Source organism: Chitinophaga caeni (assembly GCF_002557795.1).
In the GTDB taxonomy this organism is placed as follows: Bacteria; Bacteroidota; Bacteroidia; order Chitinophagales; family Chitinophagaceae; genus Chitinophaga; species Chitinophaga caeni.
In genome coordinates this window covers 4,742,299-4,761,152 of sequence record NZ_CP023777.1, presented here as the reverse complement: position 1 = coordinate 4,761,152, position 18,854 = coordinate 4,742,299, and the positions used below count along the sequence as shown (strand labels likewise).

Annotated in this window: 14 protein-coding genes; 10 read left to right on the top strand and 4 right to left on the bottom strand. The window is 43.6% G+C overall.

Annotation, left to right across the window (positions count from 1 at the left end; translation table 11 throughout):
• Positions 1-112: 112 nt before the first annotated feature.
• The 10 genes from COR50_RS19845 (at position 113) to COR50_RS19800 (ending at position 15,557) form a co-directional block, all read left to right on the top strand.
• Positions 113-706 (top strand): hypothetical protein, encoded by a 594-nt coding sequence (locus COR50_RS19845; RefSeq protein ID WP_098195612.1) that lies wholly within the window; start codon positions 113-115, stop codon positions 704-706.
• A gap of 674 nt (positions 707-1,380) precedes the next feature.
• On the top strand, positions 1,381-1,983 hold the full coding sequence (locus tag COR50_RS19840) for a sigma-70 family RNA polymerase sigma factor (RefSeq protein ID WP_098195611.1): 603 nt from the start codon (positions 1,381-1,383) through the stop codon (positions 1,981-1,983).
• Positions 1,984-2,037: 54 nt separating this feature from the next.
• Positions 2,038-3,228, top strand: a complete 1,191-nt coding sequence (locus COR50_RS19835; protein ID WP_098195610.1) for a FecR family protein — start codon at positions 2,038-2,040, stop codon at positions 3,226-3,228.
• 279 nt (positions 3,229-3,507) lie between these two features.
• A complete protein-coding gene (locus tag COR50_RS19830) occupies positions 3,508-7,113 on the top strand; it encodes a SusC/RagA family TonB-linked outer membrane protein (protein WP_098196334.1) in 3,606 nt (1,201 codons plus the stop codon).
• A gap of 11 nt (positions 7,114-7,124) precedes the next feature.
• Positions 7,125-8,546, top strand: coding sequence for a RagB/SusD family nutrient uptake outer membrane protein (locus tag COR50_RS22505; protein ID WP_198405718.1), 1,422 nt, complete (start codon positions 7,125-7,127; stop codon positions 8,544-8,546).
• 25 nt (positions 8,547-8,571) lie between these two features.
• Positions 8,572-9,495: a hypothetical protein gene (locus COR50_RS19820; RefSeq protein WP_098195609.1), complete on the top strand. Its 924-nt coding sequence runs from the start codon at positions 8,572-8,574 to the stop codon at positions 9,493-9,495.
• Positions 9,496-9,625: 130 nt separating this feature from the next.
• Positions 9,626-10,552: an ABC transporter ATP-binding protein gene (locus COR50_RS19815; RefSeq protein ID WP_098195608.1), complete on the top strand. Its 927-nt coding sequence runs from the start codon at positions 9,626-9,628 to the stop codon at positions 10,550-10,552.
• A 24-nt stretch (positions 10,553-10,576) separates the two neighbouring features.
• Positions 10,577-12,883: a Gldg family protein gene (locus tag COR50_RS19810; RefSeq protein ID WP_098195607.1), complete on the top strand. Its 2,307-nt coding sequence runs from the start codon at positions 10,577-10,579 to the stop codon at positions 12,881-12,883.
• A gap of 6 nt (positions 12,884-12,889) precedes the next feature.
• The gene (locus COR50_RS19805) at positions 12,890-14,224 is read left to right on the top strand and encodes a MutS-related protein (protein ID WP_098195606.1); all 1,335 of its coding nucleotides are present in this window, start codon (positions 12,890-12,892) and stop codon (positions 14,222-14,224) included.
• Positions 14,225-14,234: 10 nt separating this feature from the next.
• A complete protein-coding gene (locus COR50_RS19800) occupies positions 14,235-15,557 on the top strand; it encodes a MutS-related protein (RefSeq protein WP_098195605.1) in 1,323 nt (440 codons plus the stop codon).
• Between the two features lie 124 nt (positions 15,558-15,681).
• On the opposite strand, the gene COR50_RS19795 is transcribed toward COR50_RS19800, so the two are convergent.
• The 4 genes from COR50_RS19795 to COR50_RS19780 are packed head-to-tail and all read right to left on the bottom strand — an operon-like array spanning position 15,682 to position 18,512.
• Positions 15,682-16,896: a DUF3570 domain-containing protein gene (locus COR50_RS19795; protein WP_098195604.1), complete on the bottom strand. Its 1,215-nt coding sequence runs from the start codon at positions 16,894-16,896 to the stop codon at positions 15,682-15,684.
• A 17-nt stretch (positions 16,897-16,913) separates the two neighbouring features.
• A complete protein-coding gene (locus COR50_RS19790; RefSeq protein ID WP_098195603.1) occupies positions 16,914-17,138 on the bottom strand; it encodes a DUF4266 domain-containing protein in 225 nt (74 codons plus the stop codon).
• A complete protein-coding gene (locus COR50_RS19785; protein ID WP_198405717.1) occupies positions 17,135-18,088 on the bottom strand; it encodes an FAD:protein FMN transferase in 954 nt (317 codons plus the stop codon). Before COR50_RS19785 ends, COR50_RS19790 begins: the two co-directional genes overlap by 4 nt.
• Complete coding sequence (locus COR50_RS19780; RefSeq protein ID WP_098195602.1) at positions 18,075-18,512, bottom strand: thioredoxin family protein; 438 nt, start codon at positions 18,510-18,512, stop codon at positions 18,075-18,077. The genes COR50_RS19785 and COR50_RS19780 overlap by 14 nt, the downstream gene beginning before the upstream one ends.
• Positions 18,513-18,854 lie beyond the last annotated feature (342 nt).

The following is an 18,854-nucleotide window of genomic DNA, read 5'->3' as shown; positions in this document are numbered from 1 at the left end:
ATGGAGAAACAGGCGTGTTTGATGTTAATATCCTCCTATATCTTAGGCCTGTAACTTCTACAGCTACTTTTACGTTTCATAAAAAAGCTTATTTAACCTAAAGACGACCTAAATGAAAAATTGTTACTATTACGGCTTGATTTTATTGTTTCTTTTATCTGCATGTTCCAAGGGAGGATTCGATCCTAGTGACCCTGACGATGGGGATGTTGTTAACCTGTTTCTGGATCATTATTCCCAGGGAGCGGATGCTCAAATTTATTTGAATAGCGATCGTACGAGACAGGTAGGGACTTCCTTAACGGGCTTTCCCGAAAGGCAAATTGGTTATACATATATTGTAAAGGCCGTTGTTGAAATGGCTCCAAAAGGTACACAAGATGGGCCTTTATATACTTTTCGATACATGAAAACTTATGCTTCGGAAAAACGCATGGATACGGCAATGTTTCCATTAAGGGTATTAAACTCTCAATTGTTTGGTGTGTCTTCGTTAATCAGTAAAGATTCAAGTGGGTATAAGTACTCCGGAAAATATTCATTGCGCTTGAATAATACGGATATGGAATCAAAGCTGGACCAGTTGATCGACTCCATAGGTAATTTGAAAAGGTATAACGGTGAATTTGGTCAATCAAATATCCTGGTGAATCACGATCCGGAAAACTATGGAGAGGGTTATGTCGTGTATAAAATAAATTATTGATTTAAATTATTGTCCGACTAAATTTTAACCGGGGAGCAATTTGATCCCTCAATAGTTCGATTCAATGTTCACCTGCTCGTTTCTGGTACTTTTTTGTTTACCCAAAAAAGAGTACCCAAAAAGGGCACAAATTGGCCATTACGGCCACCAATTTGATCGCTCGATCTAGCCTTTCTACTACTGTATGGCCAAGCTACCCTTCGCTATCAACGGTGCGAAGTTCCACGGTTCTCTTGGCGGGGGGTAAATGTATCATCCTTCGCTTATATCCTTGACCAGGTAAGGAATTTAAGTACCTTTAAAGCATTTTTAGTCGGACAACAATGATTGATTTTAATATTACGGAAACCGGGTTTAATTAATACCAATGCCATTCAAAAGCATCTGGGATCGGCTTGTGTAAATGTTTACACAGGCCGATTTTATTTTATGTGAGTATTTAAATCTATGTGAACATTACATGATACCTTGTTATTCAATGCTATTTCCAAGAAAAAAGCCGTAACATATTAGGAGTCCAAACCCTTTAAACTCATCTAGTTATATTTTTGTGCTAATAAAATGTTATAAATGGAATCTATAGTTATGTGAAAAATAATATTTTGCGATCCGAACTTTGTTCTTTGCTTAATTTTGACAAAGTTTACATTTTGAATAGCACCTAAAATAACTTATTGTCAACCAATCTTTCATACGATGAATCAGCGCTGATTTCTTCATTTCAGCGGGGAGAACGTTGGGCTTTGCAGCAGGTTTACGAACTGTATATGCGGCCGCTCTGCTATTTTACTGATCAAATAGTAGCAGACACTTTGGCCGCGGAAGATATCGTCTCCGAATGCTTTATCCAGGCTTTTCAACGGAAGGAGCAATTCCCTTCTTTACCGGGATTGAAATCTTTTCTTTACACGGCTGCCAAAAATGCCGCCCTCAATTTTTTGAAATCACAACAGCGCCACCAGGCCGTTCATCAATCTATTGCCTTAGGCTCCGAAAAGTTATCCATTGATGTTGAAAAGGCATATATCAAATCCGAAGTGTTACAAATTATTTACCGGGAAATTGAAAAATTGCCGCCACAATGCAGCGCGGTCGTGCGTTTGTCTATAATAGACGGTAAACGTCCGCAGGAAATCGCGGAAGAACTCGATATGGCTTACCAGACCGTTTTAAATCAAAAAGCAAAAGGACTGGCCATTCTAAGGACCAACTTATTGAAAAATAAATTAGTGGCATGGCCAATATTGGCTACAGCATTGACTTTTCTGAATAGTTAGAATTTTTTTGAAATCGTACGGTATAAAATGCCGACTTAGTTGTTTTAATAGTATATGGGCTTCACGGATCAGCATATCATTGAATTAATTCACAAGCATCTGCAAAATAATTTGTCGGATGAAGAACAGGTAATTTTAAATACTTGGGTGAATGCCTCTGAACAGAACCGCCGGATTTTTGAATCTGTGACCGATCCGCAGGAATTGTTGCCGGGTTTGCAACAGTTCTACAATTATAACCCGGATAAAATTGCCGCGAAAATTGCCGAACAAGTCCCGGCTTTCGCTGGAAGGGAAGTTATCGGTATTTCCCGCCGTAAATGGTGGTGGGCTGCGGCCGCCGCGGTATTGATGATCGGCGCAGGCCTGGTATTATTGCGCCCCAAGCCGCCGGAACCTACCATGATCGTTGGTAAACAAGCCGAAATTTCGCCGGGAAAACAAGGTGCGATCCTTACTTTGTCCGATGGTAAACAAGTGGTACTCGACAGCCTGGAAAATGGAGAGGTGGCTGAACAAAACGGTACTTCCGTGATGCTTGCTAACGGATCATTGATATATAGTAATAATTCCCATGTAAATGCTGCCCTGGCATATAATACCATGACAACTCCCAAGGGGCGTCAATTCCAGGTAACTTTACCGGATGGTACGATCGCCTGGTTGAATGCCGCCAGCTCTATCCGCTACCCGACTACCTTTCTTGGAAATGAAAGGAGGGTAGAAGTGGATGGTGAAGTTTATTTCGAGGTAGCGCCGGATGCATCGAAGCCATTTAGGGTGGCCATCGATAACCGGGCATTGGTAGAGGTTCTCGGTACCGATTTTAACGTGAATGCTTATAATAACGAAAATACGATTACCACGACCCTGGTTTCGGGGAGTGTCAGGGTTTCGAACGTGTTAAAAAACGGGGTTGTACTACAACCCGGCCAACAGGCGGAAATTATAAATGCCGCCAAACCGGATGCTAACATCAGGGTACATCAACAAGTGAATCTAGAGAAAATATTGGCCTGGAAAAATGGTCTCTTCAACTTCGAAGGCGCCACTTTAGAGGAAGCTATGCGACAACTAGAGCGATGGTACAACATAGAAGTAGTTTACGAGAATGGAATACCGAATATCACTTTCGTCGGTGAAATTAATCGCCAGATGAAACTAAACGACATGTTAGAGATATTAAAGAGAACAGATGTAGACTTCAAGATCGATGGAAGAAGGCTGATCGTATTGAATAAATAATTAATTGTATCGAATAATGGATGACCGGATTTTGCCCGGCAGGTTGAAGAACCTGGCCAGGTAGGGAACTTTTGTGCCCTGTCAAAAACCAACCATTATAAAAAAAAACGTCGCGGATTGCGGCCACGACGTTTTGAAATGATCCGGTTTTATCATTAAAGAGCTTTGTAATTCACATTAATTAAAAACCAAAATCACTTGCAATTTATGCAAAAAAAATGCTATTGGCCCCCCGGGAATGCCGGAAAATTTAGGGGTCTGACCAAAATCTTGAAGGCTATGAGATTGACCACCATCTTATTAACGGTTGCATTCTTGCAAACCAGCGCTGCTGGCCTAGCCCAGAAGGTGACCTTGATGGGCAAAACGATCCCGTTAAAAAATGTTTTTTCCGAAATCAAATCACAAACAGGCTACGTGGTATTCAGTAATTCGAATACCGTGGATCTGTCGAAGATGGTAAGCCTCAACGTGAAGGATATGCCATTGGAGGAATTACTCGGCGTGGTATTGAAGGATTTTCCCGTTACCTATATGATCAAGGATAAGACGATCGTCCTATCCAGGAAAGAAATACAGGATGTTCCCGCTGTTACGGAACAGCAAGCCCCGGGATCTATCTCCGGGGTGATTAAATCATCTTCCGGCGAAGTAATGCCGGGCGTATCGATCAGGGTAAAGAACTCCGCAACACCGATGGGGACGATTTCCGGGCAGGATGGTCGCTTTTTCCTGAATAATCTTCCCGATGATGCGGTACTGATCGTATCAATGATCGGTTTTGAAACGATGGAAATTGGCATCCGTAAATCTGGTAATAATGCTTATACCGCCTATCCCCTTAAGAAATCACATGCCGCTTTAATCAATAGTAATACAGGTGAAAACCTGGTATTGAATGTGATCATGAACAGGAAAGACCTGGAAATGGGTGATGTTGTTATTACCGGCTATATGAATGTCAATAAAGGTAATTACGTTGGTTCCGTATACTCTTTGAGGGCGGATGATATCAAGGTGGCCGGTGAAACGAGCATTGACCAAATGTTACAAGGTATGGTGCCGGGTATGTCGGTTATCACGAAGTCCGGCCAAGTAGGAGCAACGCCTAAGATCAGGATCCGCGGTACTTCTACCATTCTCGGCAACCAGGAACCGCTTTGGGTAGTAGATGGGGTTATCCAAAGAGACCCGCTGCCGATCCCGAATGGAAACGGTTCTTTGGCAGGCGATATGAGTGAATTACGATTGATCGCCTCCAATGCTATATCCTGGTTGAACCCTAACGATATTGAAACGATCACCGTGCTGAAAGACGCCTCTGCAACTGCTATTTACGGTTCGCAGGCTGCTAACGGCGTTATCGTATTAACAACCAAGAAGGCTCGTCCCGGCAAATTGGCTGTTGCCTATACTAATAATTTATCTGTAGGGCAACGTCCGCGCTATGGTATGTATGACTTGATGAACTCGCAGGAATTAATGCAGTTCTCGAAGGAACTATACGAGTCGAGGGATAGTTACACCTTCGATATCTTACCGATTGGCTACGGCGGTTTGATCCGTAAGTTACAAAACAAGGAAATAGACTACGCTACCTATATCGAGGAGTACCGTAAGATGGAAAATATGAATACGGATTGGTTTGACTTGTTGTTCCGCAACAGTTTTAGCCAAAACCATAGCGTCAGTGTTTCCGGTGGTAACGAAAGAATCGTGAACCGTACTTCGCTAAGTATGCAGCAACAAAATGGGGAAGCTAAAGGGAACGACTTGCGAACTTTTTCTGCCGCATCTAATACCACGATGCGTTTCGGGGAACGTTTGACCGTGAATTTACTTTTAAATGGTAGCATGCGGGAAGCGGATGGTTTTGCCTACGGTGTGAATCCTTTTGATTATGCCTACAATACGGCAAGGACAATCCCGATGTACAACGATGACGGCACCTTGTTTTTCCATGAAAAAAGGGGGACGACTAGTTCCGCGATCCCGGGGAAATCAAGCTATCTCTATAATATTCAGAATGAAATTAATAATACCGGCAATAATAATATGACCACTAACTTAAGCGCTACTTTAGATACCCGTTTGAAATTGTGGAAAGGCTTGGAATACCAGGGATTATTATCATATAACAGCGCTTCCAGTAACGTGAAATCTTATGCTACGGAATTATCAAACTATATTACCGAAATCCGTGGATATGAGTTCGGTTCCGTGCTTTCTAATTCGCCGCAGGAGCTTTCCACCATGTTGCCTTTCGGTGGCTTGATCCAATTGGAAAATGCTACCAACAGGGGCTATACTTTCCGCAACAGCTTGGTGTATAACAAGTTGTTTGCAAAGAAACATAACGTTACCGTACAACTCGGTATGGAAGCCCGTTCCAGTACTTTGGAAAGCAATTCCAATACCCGTTACGGTTATTTACGCTACAGGGGTGAGACCTACGCTCCATTGCCGCTAAATCCAACTTATTTAGGTGCTACACCCGCAACTTCTTTGCATGAACAAATGCGTTTGAATTCCAAGATCGTGAATCAAACCAGTAACTATGTAAGCGAATACTTTTCTGGTGTGTACGGCTATGATTCCAGGTATATCATCAATTTTAACGCCCGCTTGGATGCATCTAATAGGTTTGGACAGGATAAAAACAAACGTTTCCAGCCCACCTGGTCGATCGGTGGTAGATGGCGTGCGGCCAACGAAAAACCGTTGCGTAACCTGTCTTGGTTGAATGCCTTGGATTTGTATGCCACCTACGGTTACCAGGGAAATGCCGTAGAAGCCGTATCTCCTTACCTGATCGCTACTGATGGTGGCTTAAGCCCGATCTTTAAGCAGTACGTTTTGAATATTAAGTCATTGCCATATCCTGACTTGGGTTGGGAAAAAACAAAATCCTGGAACTTGGGTTTAGACCTTTCCTTGTGGAATGGAAGGTTGAACGCTACGGCTAACCTGTATAGGAAAACGAGTAATGTATTGGCTTCCCGTCCCGTCCCGGTTGAAAACGGGATGAGCTCCGCCACGGTATTCGGTTCAAAGATGGAAAACTACGGGTATGATTTCATAATCAGTGTAATGCCCATACGTACAGCTGATTTTACATGGCAGCTCTCCGTGAATGCCGGTTTGGCAAGGAATAGGTTGAAGGAAAACACCCGTATAAATTCATTGGAAGATTATATCAACGGTTCAGCCATCGTAAATGGTGAGGCGTATTCCACTTTCTATTCATACGCTTACGCCGGGTTAAACGCCGCTAATGGTGTTCCGATGTTCAATAACATGGATATCAAACCTACGGATAATTACCAGGAGTTCCTGGTGAAGTCCGGCAAATTGGAGCCTGATTTTGCCGGTGGTTTCAATTCTTCGTTCCGTTATAAAAATATCTCCCTGTATGCACAGTTTGCTGTTTCTTTCGGGAACCAGGGCAGGGTGCCGGCCTTTTATAACCCGGCAGGTGCGCCAACACCGGATCAGAACGTTCCGAGAATCTTGAAGAACCGTTGGCAAAAGCCGGGCGATGAGCAACAAACGGATATCCCGGCAGTGCCGCCCGGTAACCCTTCTTCGCTCAATTTTAACCTGCCCACCATTGCTTGGAATTATGTTTCTCCTTATACCTTGTATAACCAGTCTGATTTCATGGTGGCAGATGCAGATTTTATCCGTTGCCGCCAAATTGCGATCAACTATGAATTTGGTTCCGATTTTATGAAGTGGTCACATTTCAGGCGTCTGAGTGCTTCTCTTAGCATGACGAATCCATTCTTGATCACCTTCGATAAAAATTGGCGCGGCTACGATCCTGAAACCGGCGGATGGCCTGCAAGGAGGGTGACTTCATTATCTCTTAACATGACATTTTAATCTGGATATTCATGAAATATAGATTCTTAAACATATTCGCGATACTAGGTTGCCTTACGATGAGCAGTTGTTCCAAGTTCCTGGAAGAGCAATCTCAAAGCGAGGTCATCCCTAAAACCGCGATCGATTACCGTGAATTATTGATGGGTTCCGGTTATCTTGGCCAAACAGAACCGACATCCTTCCTGTACTTTATGGATGATGATGTGGATTTATTCCTGGAGTATGCCGATGGTAATGCTTCTATCGTTGGTAGTGATGACGCGGTTAGAAATTTCCTGTATTATACTTGGCAACCGAGGCTGGCCGATGTTGACGGCCTTGGCAATATTACCGGAGAAGATCCTGCCAGCACTGCTTATTATGCTTTTTATGAAAAGATTATGGGCTGTAACGCGGTATTGGACAATATCAATAGTTCTATCGGTACAGAAGATGAAAAAAATAGGGTAAAGGCGGAAGCCCTGGCGATGCGATCTTTCTATTATTTCCGCTTGGTGAACCTTTACGGTATGCCGTATAACAGCGATCCCACAGCCCCCGGCGTTCCTTTAAAATTAAATTCGGGCATCGATAACTTGCCTATGAAAAGGAATACGGTTAAAGAAGTATATGATGTAATCGTTAGGGATTTGAATTTGGCGGCCGATTTAATGGATCCGCTTCCGATTGCCCGCAGGGATTACCATATCAATCAACCTGCGATCCATATTTTATTATCAAGGGTTTATCTGTATATGGAACGCTGGGAAGATTGTATTAAAGAAGCGGATAAAGTATTCCAACAGGGAGGTGTAATTACGGATATGACCGGTTATACTACCGGGTACTGGATTACCTACACGAACCCGGAAGTTGAATGGATGTTCGGCGGAAACCCGCAAGCCAACCAAAGCACCTATATTCCTTCGGCTGATTTCAGGGGAACTTTCGATCCGCAAGACGTAAGATTAAATTACGGGTTCAGCATCCTTCCTCAAACTTTTACGCCATTGGTAACTAAATATACCCAAAGTGATGAGCTATCCCAGGGTATCCGCAGCTCGGAAGCATTGTTGAACCGTGCCGAAGCATATGTGCAGGTAGATGAATTGGAAAAGGCGATGGCGGACCTGAACCAATTGCGTTCGCACAGGATCGTTGGTTATTCGAATGAAAGCATCTCTGAAAAAAATACCTTGTTGCAAGCCGTGAGAGACGAACGCAGGAAAGAATTCTGTTACGAAGGTTTCCGTTGGTTTGACTTACGCAGGTACGGGATGCCCTCTATTTCGCACAGGTATCAACATCAATTGGGTGAAGCCGTTTTGCATTATGTACTCAAGGCTAAGGACCCGATGTATGTATTACCTTTTCCCAATAGCCTGATCTTAAGGAATACCGAGTTGGAACAAAATCCTTCGGCAAATATCCCCGAGAGGATCGGTGAATAATTCACGAACAAAATGATTATAGAAAATGAAATATAATATCATCATTACCGCGTTGACTTGCTTGTTGTTCGCAGCATGTAAGAAAGATGTTGCCATCGGGCCGCCGGAAAGCATCGAGCCGGATTACACCTTGCCTCAAGGCGATGCTTCCGATGAAGATAATGCTAAGATACAGGAGTTGTATGATCAGTATGGAACGTATTTCTTATACAACTTCACGCAGAAAGATTTTGTTTGGGCCCTGTATACCAGCACAGGGAATTCCAAGATTGATACTGCCGTGTTGGGCGATACCCAGTACGTTGGAGACATGTTGCAGTTTTTAGACGATTGTTGGTTGAAATTCATACCGGAGGAGAACAAGAAAAGTAACTGGTTACCTTACCGTGTTTTCTTGGCTGATACCATTCGACAGTTCCGTGGACCGGGTTATCCTCCTGGTTATGAATACTTGTATTCCGACATCAAGATCACGGGTAAATCATTTGCATTCGCGGGGATGAACGCTTCTTTAAGAACTATGACTCCCGCGGAAAAAAGAACGAAGAAAAATGCTTACATCAATGCTATTTGGAAATACTACCAAGATAATGGTTTGATCGAAGTGCCAGATTCTTTTTTCCTGTTCTCCGATTATAACGCGCCTGCGCCTACGCCCCCTGTAAATGCATCTAACCCGGCCAACCAGGCCGCTTTCAGGAGTATGGGCTTTTTGCCGGGCAGTTATACGTACGGTGTATCCGAATGGTATTATGGTACTTACTCCTGGGCCCGCGCCAAGGATAGTGATATCAGCTCTTTCATGCTGCATATCTTGCAAAGAACCGATGAAGAAATGGCGCCTTATCTTACGTATCCGTTGATCAAGGAGAAATTTGATTTCTTGGTGAGATTTTACCGGGAACATTACAATATAGATGTTAGAGCGATTGCCAACGCTACATTCTAATTCCTATTAAACTGTTTCCTCCCGGTGGTATTCCGGGGGGACAGTTTTCCCGAACATTACCTGTAAACCTATTCATTTTGCAAGTCCCTGGCTTGTACCGGGATTTTATTTTCATAACAATATCAAATAAATGGAAAACGCCATTGTAAAAGTTGAAAATTTATCGCACAAGTATACTTCCCAGTGGGCAGTGCGCGATATCAATTTCGAAATCCGCAGCCAAGGTGTGGTAGGGTTATTGGGCTCCAACGGCGCCGGGAAGTCAACCACGATGAATATTATCTGCGGTGTACTCAAGCAAACAAAAGGTGACGTGTACATCAACGGGATCAACCTGAAGGATAACCCGGTAGAAGCTAAGAAAAATATCGGTTTCATGCCCCAGAAATTGCCTTTGCACCTTGATTTTACCGTCGAAGAATACCTTACTTATTGCGCTGAATTGCGGATGGTGGAAAAGGCAAAGATTAAATCTGCCGTGGTAGAAGCTTCCGAAAGATGCGGTGTCGCGCACTTCAGGGAAAGGTTGTTGCGCAACCTTTCAGGTGGTTACCAGCAAAGAGTGGGCATCGCGCAAGCCATCGTTCACAACCCTAAGTTCGTAGTACTGGATGAACCGACCAACGGGCTGGATCCTAACCAGATCGTAGAAGTTAGGCACTTGATCAAGGATATTTCAAAAGAACGGTCCGTATTGCTTTCTACCCACATCCTTACAGAAGTGCAGGCTACTTGCCAGGAAATTAAGATGATCGAGGAAGGACAATTGGTATTCTCAGGAACCATGGAAATGTTTGATAACTATATCGAACCCAATACGCTCGTTATTTCCCTCGATACGCCACCGGTAGAAGAAAGGTTGAAAGAAATAGAAGGCATCCGCTCAGTCGAACAACTGTCGCCTTACAAGTTCAGGATGGGATATGACGGGGATAAATATACCGCGCAGCGACTTGCCGTTATGAGTGTGCAGCAAGGATGGGGACTGATGGAGTTAATGATTGAAAAAAGCAACCTGGATGCCGTGTTCGCACGCCTCTCGAAAAAATCGAAATAAACCATACTGATAAAATCAATATCAATGAGACAAATTCTTAAGATCGCCAAGGCGGAAATATTCACGATGTTTTATTCACCCATCGCTTGGTTGATCCTGGTCGTGTTTGCTTTTCAAACCGGTATGACCTTCATGGATCTTTTTCAGGAGATGGTACGCGCACAGCAAACCGGCTTCGGCGGCGGTTTTATGACTGCCGGGTTATTTGCTGGAAACCGGGGCGTTTTTACTGTATTACAACAATACCTGTACCTGTATATTCCATTGTTGACAATGGGATTGATAAGCCGTGAATTTAGCAGCGGCTCTATCAAGTTATTATATTCTTCTCCCGTTACTTCGGGTCAAATCATCATGGGGAAGTTCCTGTCGATGGTATTTTACAGCCTTACCTTGATCGGGGTATTGATGATCTTCGCTATTATCGGCATGATTAATATCGATCATTTCGATATGCCCTCCGTATTATCTGGTTTGTTAGCACTGTTTTTATTAATGTGCGCCTATTCTGCCATCGGTTTATTCATGTCCTGCTTAACATCTTACCAGGTGGTTGCAGCATTGGGTACCTTGGTATTATTGGCCGCGTTAAGTTATATGAATCAAGTTTGGCAAGATGTAGAATTTATCAGGGACATTACTTATTGGTTATCGATATCGGGCCGTTGTAACGAGATGGTGCTGGGTTTAATCAATTCGGAAGATGTGCTGTATTTCTTAATAGTGATCGCCTTGTTCCTTACGTTAAGCGTATTGAAGTTACAATCCAACCGTACGCATGCTTCTTTCTCGATGGTATGGATGCGTTATGCCGTGGTTTTTGTAGCGGCTATGATGCTGGGTTACATCACTTCGAGGCCGATGGTCATGGCGTACTACGATACTACTGAAACCAAAAGGAATACCTTGACGCCCAACAGCCAGGAAATCATGAAAAAACTGGATGGCGGTTTAACGATTACTACTTATGTAAACTTGCTGGATCGCGAGTACTACAATGGTATTCCTTCGCAGGTAAATGTTGATAAAGAACGATTGAAACAATACATCCGTTTCAAACCGGAAACCAAGTTGAAATATGTATACTACTATGATAAACCGAGCAATAACCCTTGGTTAGAACGCCGTTTCCCAAACAAGACTTTAGCCGAACAGGCAAAGGAACTTGCAGAAATGCGGGATATCGATCTCGACTTATTCATGCCGCCCAGTGAAATAAAAAAGCAGATTGATTTATCTGGTGAAGGGAATACGTTCGTACGTTTGGTGGAACGTGAAAATGGCCAGAAAGCTTTCTTGCGTATATACGATGATATGATGAAGTTTCCCAATGAAGCTGAAGTCACGGCGGTATTTAAGCGTATGGTCATGAAGCTGCCTAAGATCGCATTTTTACAAGGACAAGGTGAAAGGAAAATTGAAGGCGACAGGATCATGGATTATACCTTGTTCTCATCGGTGAAAACATTCCGTTATGCCCTGACAAACCAGGGTTGCGATGTCATGAACCTGGATCTTTCCGGCAACCGGCAAATTCCCGATTCAGTGGATATTATCGTGGTGGCTGATATGAAAGAAATGCCTTCAGACGATGTAATGAAAAAAGTAGATGATTATGTTGCGAAAGGCGGTAACCTGTTAATCACATTAAAACCGGGTTCCGAGGTAATGAACCAATTTATCGCCAAGTTCGGTGTGAAAACCGTTCCCGGTCAACTGGTGCAACCCAAGCAAGATATTGCCGGCAACGCGGTGATTTGCAGGCCTACCCAGGAATCTTACAAAACCGCTGAAATCTATGAAATGATGAATCAACGCCATCAGTACGTAGGAATGGTAAAAGCTGCCGCCCTGGTGATGGATTCTTCTAACGACAGGGGCTACGCCGCTATACCGATCATGAGAACGGATACGATGAAAACCTGGAACGAATTGCAAACGATCGATTTCGTGAATGATTCCGCTTCCTTGGATCCCGCAACAGGGGAACGTGTTGATAGCTTTGTAACCGTGATGGGATTAACAAGGCAAGTAGGTAAGAAAGAACAGCGCATCGTCATCATCGGTGATGCGGATTGTATCAGCAATGGTGGTATGAACCCGCCGATCAGGATTTATGGGGCGGGCAACTTCACCTTGGTGCCGGGTACTTTTCACTGGTTATCCTACGGCACGGTCCCGGTTGATGTTAGCCGCCCGAAACCGTCTGATGATAACACGACGCTGACCAAGTCCGGTGCTAAGATCCTGAGAATTTCCTTATTGTGGATATGGCCGGGATTGTTGTTATTAATTAGTTCCATTTTATTGATCCGTAGGAAAAGAAAATAGTTCGCGATGAGTTTGATGACTGATAAACAAACGCTCAACGATCTGAACATCTTTGGTAAAGCTGGGGCTGAAGGTATTTACAGTATCTTCAACCGCACCTTTACCCGGGGTGGGGCCTTGTTGTTGGAGCAGATGTTCCGTTCCCCGCTTTCCGATGTTGAAGAGATCAATAACCGCAGCTCGACGATCCGATTTTTCGCGGAAGGCGATATTGCTTTCCCTTTCGAAAGCGCCTGGTTTGATGCGGCCGATCAATACCTGCAACAAACAGATAGCCGTACGCGCTTAAATGCGGAAGATCAAACGCTTGCCAGGAAGTTTAATCAATTAATCGCTTCCGATACGGAATTTAAGAATACCGAGAAGGGTATCTTGCATCTGCTCAGGTTATTACAAGCCAGCCATGCTTTCGTAAAAAAAATGTTGCAGCAGGTAAAGCAAGAGCATTTCAAGCAACAACTTCGTAAAATTGCAGCCATCCTGGAAGCGGATGCCCTGATGCCGCTACAGCAGGAATCGCTGAAGGCTAAGCTGCCGTATGCTACTTTGGCGAAGTATGACCAGTTATTAAGATTCCGCCACCGGGAGGAGATGTTGAAGTTACTAGAGGCTATTTATTGGATCGATGTATATGCTTCAGTTGCCAAAGTTGCCAAGGAGCGGAATTACGTGTTTCCGGAAGCTAAAGCTAAGGAAGAGCAATTGGTTATCTTGGAAGATTTTTATCATCCGGCGCTTACCGACCCTGTTGTAAATACGCTCGAAATATCCCCCGGTGGTAATATTATTTTCCTGACAGGCGCTAACATGGCCGGGAAATCTACCTTCATGAAATCATTGGGCGTTGCCATGTACCTGGCACATATGGGATTCCCGGTAGCTGCTTCCAAAATGGAGTTTTCCGTGAGGGACGGGATATTTACTACGATTAACCTGCCAGATAATTTACGCCAGGGCGCCAGTCATTTCTATGCAGAAGTGTTGCGAGTAAAACAGGTAGCCCAGGAATTAAGCCGGGATAAGTACCTGTTCGTAATATTTGATGAACTGTTCAGGGGAACGAATGTAAAAGATGCATACGAGGCTACGATTGCTATTACGAAAGGCGTTGCCCGCAGGAATAACTGCATGTTCATCGTTTCTACACACATCATGGAAGCCGGGGAAGTATTGAAGGAAGCTTGTAAAAATATCCAGTTTTTATATTTACCCACGCATCTCGATGGAACTAAGCCCGTTTATACGCACAAGTTAACAAAAGGAATTACCGCAGATCGGCACGGGATGATTATCATAGAAAACGAGGGGATCATTGATATGTTACGGAAAGCAAAACAATAAGGAGTGTTATATGAGTTTTATTGCAGATAAACAAACTTTGGAAGATTTGCAAATGCTGGGTAAATATGACAATGCCTCGGTATTCAACATCTTTAACAAGGTGCAAACCAAGGGAGCAGAAAAGTTGTTGGATCAAATGTTTCAGCAACCTTTGACGAATGCCGGGGAAATAAATACGAGGAGTAATGCCTTCCGTTATTTTACCGAACATCCTACCGAGCTCAATTTGGATTTGTCGCTCATTGCCCCTTTTGAAGCTTTCCTAGATGAAGGCGGGGATTTGTCCATGCCCGTTCTGGCCTGGACACAATTGAAACGGAAGGTGCTGCATTTTGCCGTAAAAGATGAATTATTTGATAAGGATGTTGAAGGATTACATGCTACGATCGCTTTCCTGGGGCAATGCCAAAGGCTGCTGGGAGATTTGGAATCCGTTGGCATGGTTTTGAATACGCCTTGGGAAGCGTGGTACAGTTGTGCTAAACAGTTGTTTGCAGATGAAAGGTTGCAAGGTTTATTGGTGCAGCCGGCCAGTAGCTTATCCTGGTGGCAAAGTGCGAAATGGAAATACTTGATATTACAATCTTTGCAGGGAAACTTGCGGCAGCTAATACTGCTTACTTACGAGTTAGAAGTATTGATAACTGTTGGGAAAGTTGCCCGCGATAGAAACTTTGACTATGCGATTGCATTACCAGCCGAACTAAATCTGATGGAAGCTGCGAATGTAAGGCATCCCGGCTTGGATAAAGCAATAGGAAATACGATCTCCTTCCAAGGCAATAGTAATGTAATGTTCCTCACAGGTGCGAATATGGCGGGAAAGTCTACCTTGATGAAATCTACAGGGATCATGGTTTACCTGGCCCATATGGGATTTCCTGTCGCAGCCAATAAATTACGATTTTCAGTCTTGGATGGTATATTCTCCTCTGTAAATGTACCGGATGATCTTCAAAAAGGCTATAGCCACTTTTATGCAGAAGTATTGCGCGTAAAGCAAGTTGCAGAAGCGGTCGCATCAGGAAAGAAATTATTTATCATTTTCGATGAACTGTTTAAAGGGACGAATGTTAAAGACGCTTACGATGCAACCCTGGCTGTAACAGCTGCATTCGCGGCATTCCGTGCATGTTTTTATATAATCTCCACCCATATCATCGAGGTTGGATCTGCCTTGCAGCAGCAGGAAACTACCGTGCAATATAAATTTATGCCTACCGTGATGGAAGGAACCGTTCCCCGTTATACCTATCAATTGCAAGAGGGCATCACGGGTGATCGGCAAGGTATGATTATCATCGAGAATGAAAAAATTCTGGAAATGTTATAAGGAGTAGAAAACCCAACATAAGAAATGGAGGCCGAGAATATTGATAATACAATATTTTCGGCACTTCCATTCCAGTTGTAGGTTAATACGAGAAATATTCCGCCATTCTATTTCTCTCTTAAACTTATTTAAATTTCATTCCGAGTGTCAAGATATTACTGTTAAGGCCAGTAGATCGCATGTAATGACCGTATCTCAATTCCAACTGGTTAAACCGCTGCCAATGAAATACGCCCCTCGGTGGCGCCAAGCGAAGCCCGGTGCCTACGAATGAACTATGCTGCGTGGCCAGGTCATAATCGCTGGTGAAAAACTCCGTACCGGGTGCATGCTGCCCATAGGGCGCAAAATACCGGGTTCCCTGCTGGGTATTATAGCGGTAGAACGGACTTAGCGACACGAACGAGGTAAATTTAATCGGCACTTCAATTTCCGCCGTATGTGCCCTCACACCCCAATCATCCATATAGAAACGGTAGAAAGTCCGGATAATGAAATGGTCGTCCAGAAAATAATTGAGCCGCAAACCGATCGGTAATTTATAACGGTTGCCGGGTAAGTTTTCCGGCAGCACGCTGCCATCGGTAAAATAATTCCTTTGATAGCGTGTTGCCAATAAACCGTGTTGGTAAGACGGTTCCACGATAACCATGGCCTGCAACCTGGTATTGATGACTTGCGACAAGGCAAAAGAAGCGCTAAACGAATTGCGTGGCTCCGTACCGGCGCTTTTTACTGGTTCGTAACTTCCCGGTTTGGAAGGCCTTAACTCGTAAGGTAATATTACTGTCCAGTGATCCAGGAATGCTTGCAAATGAACGTCGAACTGCCGGTTTTGATCCTTGGAAATCCTGCTTAAGCTTAAGCCGGCGCCGATGGATTGATAATCATATTCTGATGAATAGTACAGTGATGCACCGAAGGAATTGCCGGTTTTGTTATCGGTATTCGTCCAAGTTAAAGAAGGATAAATACGAGTATCTGCGCTGGATGCGGAGGAAATCGTATTAGGATCGATTTTATCCGATGAAGCGGAAGTGTAATGATCGATCCCCAATTCTAATAAGAAGGTATGTTTATGATCATTTTTATTCACTTTCGACACCTGTACATCGAAAGTATTAGCAAAGTCGGTGAGTTTTTCCGTTCCGATGCCGCCCGTTACGGCCGAATTATTGCCATCTTGGTGATAATATCCCGACACGATATTGATCTCATCTAATGTTAATTTCTTGATCTTGTAATGCGATGAATCGGTAGCAGGCGCTTGCTGCGCTTTCGTTCCTGTGGCCAACATTGCAAAGTACATGGCCAGGATACCAAATTGAATCTTCTTCATATGCTCATCTGTTTAACTTAATTACAACCGCAGCCCCCGCCACTTTTACCACCGTTGGCCCCTGATCCGCCTTCCCGGTACAATTGGAAGTTCTGTTCGAACCTTTGTGTTTTCCTGGCGGATAATTCCATTTCCGCATCGTTGATCCTGTTCTTCTGGTAAGGTTTTACGGTAGCGCAGGCGCTAAAACCGATGAGCCCCATCATTGCCAGGCATGAGATTCCTACCTTGAGCCTTTTCATGGTTTGCTAATTTTTATGTTATCAGAACAATACATCCGGTCTTGATCATCGATAATGATGCATCCAACCATGTTTAATTGATTGATTAGATCTAATCCAACCCTTATACCCATCACCATTACAGGCGTAGCCATGGCATCCGCCAGCTCTGCACTGGGGCAGATGATGGTTACGCTTTTTATCCCGGATACCGGGAGCCCGGTAGTTGGATCTATCGTGTGCGAGTATTTTCTACCATCGATGATGGCAAATTTTTCATAATTCCCCGATGTGGCAACTGCCATGTTGCTGATCTGTAAAGTAGAAAGGGCTTTTCTAACCTGGTTCGGATCCGCGATGCCGATGGTCCATGGCTGACCATCGGGTCTATTTCCCCAGGTGGTCAAATCCCCCGCCGCGTTTACAATACCGCTTTCTACGCCTTTCGATTGCAGGAGTTTTTTCGCCCTGTCGGCAGCGTACCCTTTACCGATTCCACCAAAACCGATGCGCATACCTTTATATTTCAGGAATACGGTAGACGCTTTTTCATCGATCAGAACATTTTTGTAATTGATTAACCGCACCGCGGCTTTGGCGGTTTGAGGATCGGGTAGGGAAGTCATCGTGGTATCGAAATTCCACAAACTTTTGTCGATGCCGCCATAAGTAATGTCGAAGGCGCCTTGGGTAATTTCAGAGATTTTAAGAGAACGCTGAATTAATTCAATCACTTCACGATCAACCTTTACAGGTTGCGAACCCGCATTCTTGTTGATTGCATTTACCTGGCTAGCCTCGTTGAATGTTGTGAACAATTGTTCTATCCTTTGCACTTCTGCAATCGCTTCATGAATAAGGGATTCAGCCCATTCAGCGTTCCCGCTTACAACTGTAAATTCAAACCTGTTTCCCATCAATTTCGTAACCTTCGAATACGCTTGTAAGCTAATTTTACTACTGGTCTCCATCCTTCACAGATTTTATGGCCGCAATCATTTCATCGGCATCGAGGCCCGGGTTACCTTCCCATGATTTCAGGATTTTCCCGTTTTCATCCAATAGAAGTGTGTAAGGAAATATCCCGTTGGGATTATATTGATCGGCCATTTGTTCATTTCTTTTCACCTGTTCTTTATCCAACCGGTGCTTCTTTTGCCTGGGAAAATCGGCCCGCACCAATACCAGGTTATCCTTTGCATAATTTGAAAAGTTTTCGGACTCAAAAACATCCTTGGTAAGCCTTATGCAAGGCCCGCACCAATCGGAACCGGAAAAGTTTAACAGGATTAATTTGTGTTCTTTTGTTGCAGTTGTTTTGGCTTCCTGGATATTTCCCAGCCATGCGGTATTAGGCAATAAATATAGGAGTGCCGTCGCTAACATCCATTTCATACGATTAATTTTGATATAAGCCTATAACAGTATCGTCCGGAAAATGAAGCCGGTTTTAACGCTGTATTCAAATTTTACAATAATATTTATGTGATTCAAGTGGAGATTTATATCCCTTTATCCCAAAAAATTGACAAGTAGAATTATATCATAGACCGGTTTGGATGAATAGATTTCGAAAACGAAGCTAGCGGCAAAATCTGAACAGATTCTGAATTTTTAGAAGCCAATGGACAAGAGCGTACCTTGATTTATTAAATAGCTGATAATCAATTATATATAAAATGTTAAAATCTAATTTAAAATTACTTATATTTAATTTCTAATGATTGTGAAACACGG

Bases quoted from the DNA above. Each gene is read 5' to 3' on its own strand.
- COR50_RS19820 (WP_098195609.1), top strand. From the start codon at position 8,572: ATGAAATATAATATCATCATTACCGCGTTGACTTGCTTGTTGTTCGCA.
- COR50_RS19805 (WP_098195606.1), top strand. From the start codon at position 12,890: ATGAGTTTGATGACTGATAAACAAACGCTCAACGATCTGAACATCTTT.
- COR50_RS19780 (WP_098195602.1), bottom strand. From the start codon at position 18,512: ATGAAATGGATGTTAGCGACGGCACTCCTATATTTATTGCCTAATACC.
- COR50_RS22505 (WP_198405718.1), top strand. From the start codon at position 7,125: ATGAAATATAGATTCTTAAACATATTCGCGATACTAGGTTGCCTTACG.
- COR50_RS19845 (WP_098195612.1), top strand. From the start codon at position 113: ATGAAAAATTGTTACTATTACGGCTTGATTTTATTGTTTCTTTTATCT.
- COR50_RS19810 (WP_098195607.1), top strand. From the start codon at position 10,577: ATGAGACAAATTCTTAAGATCGCCAAGGCGGAAATATTCACGATGTTT.
- COR50_RS19800 (WP_098195605.1), top strand. From the start codon at position 14,235: ATGAGTTTTATTGCAGATAAACAAACTTTGGAAGATTTGCAAATGCTG.
- COR50_RS19785 (WP_198405717.1), bottom strand. From the start codon at position 18,088: ATGGAGACCAGTAGTAAAATTAGCTTACAAGCGTATTCGAAGGTTACG.
- COR50_RS19795 (WP_098195604.1), bottom strand. From the start codon at position 16,896: ATGAAGAAGATTCAATTTGGTATCCTGGCCATGTACTTTGCAATGTTG.
- COR50_RS19835 (WP_098195610.1), top strand. From the start codon at position 2,038: ATGGGCTTCACGGATCAGCATATCATTGAATTAATTCACAAGCATCTG.
- COR50_RS19830 (WP_098196334.1), top strand. From the start codon at position 3,508: ATGAGATTGACCACCATCTTATTAACGGTTGCATTCTTGCAAACCAGC.
- COR50_RS19815 (WP_098195608.1), top strand. From the start codon at position 9,626: ATGGAAAACGCCATTGTAAAAGTTGAAAATTTATCGCACAAGTATACT.
- COR50_RS19790 (WP_098195603.1), bottom strand. From the start codon at position 17,138: ATGAAAAGGCTCAAGGTAGGAATCTCATGCCTGGCAATGATGGGGCTC.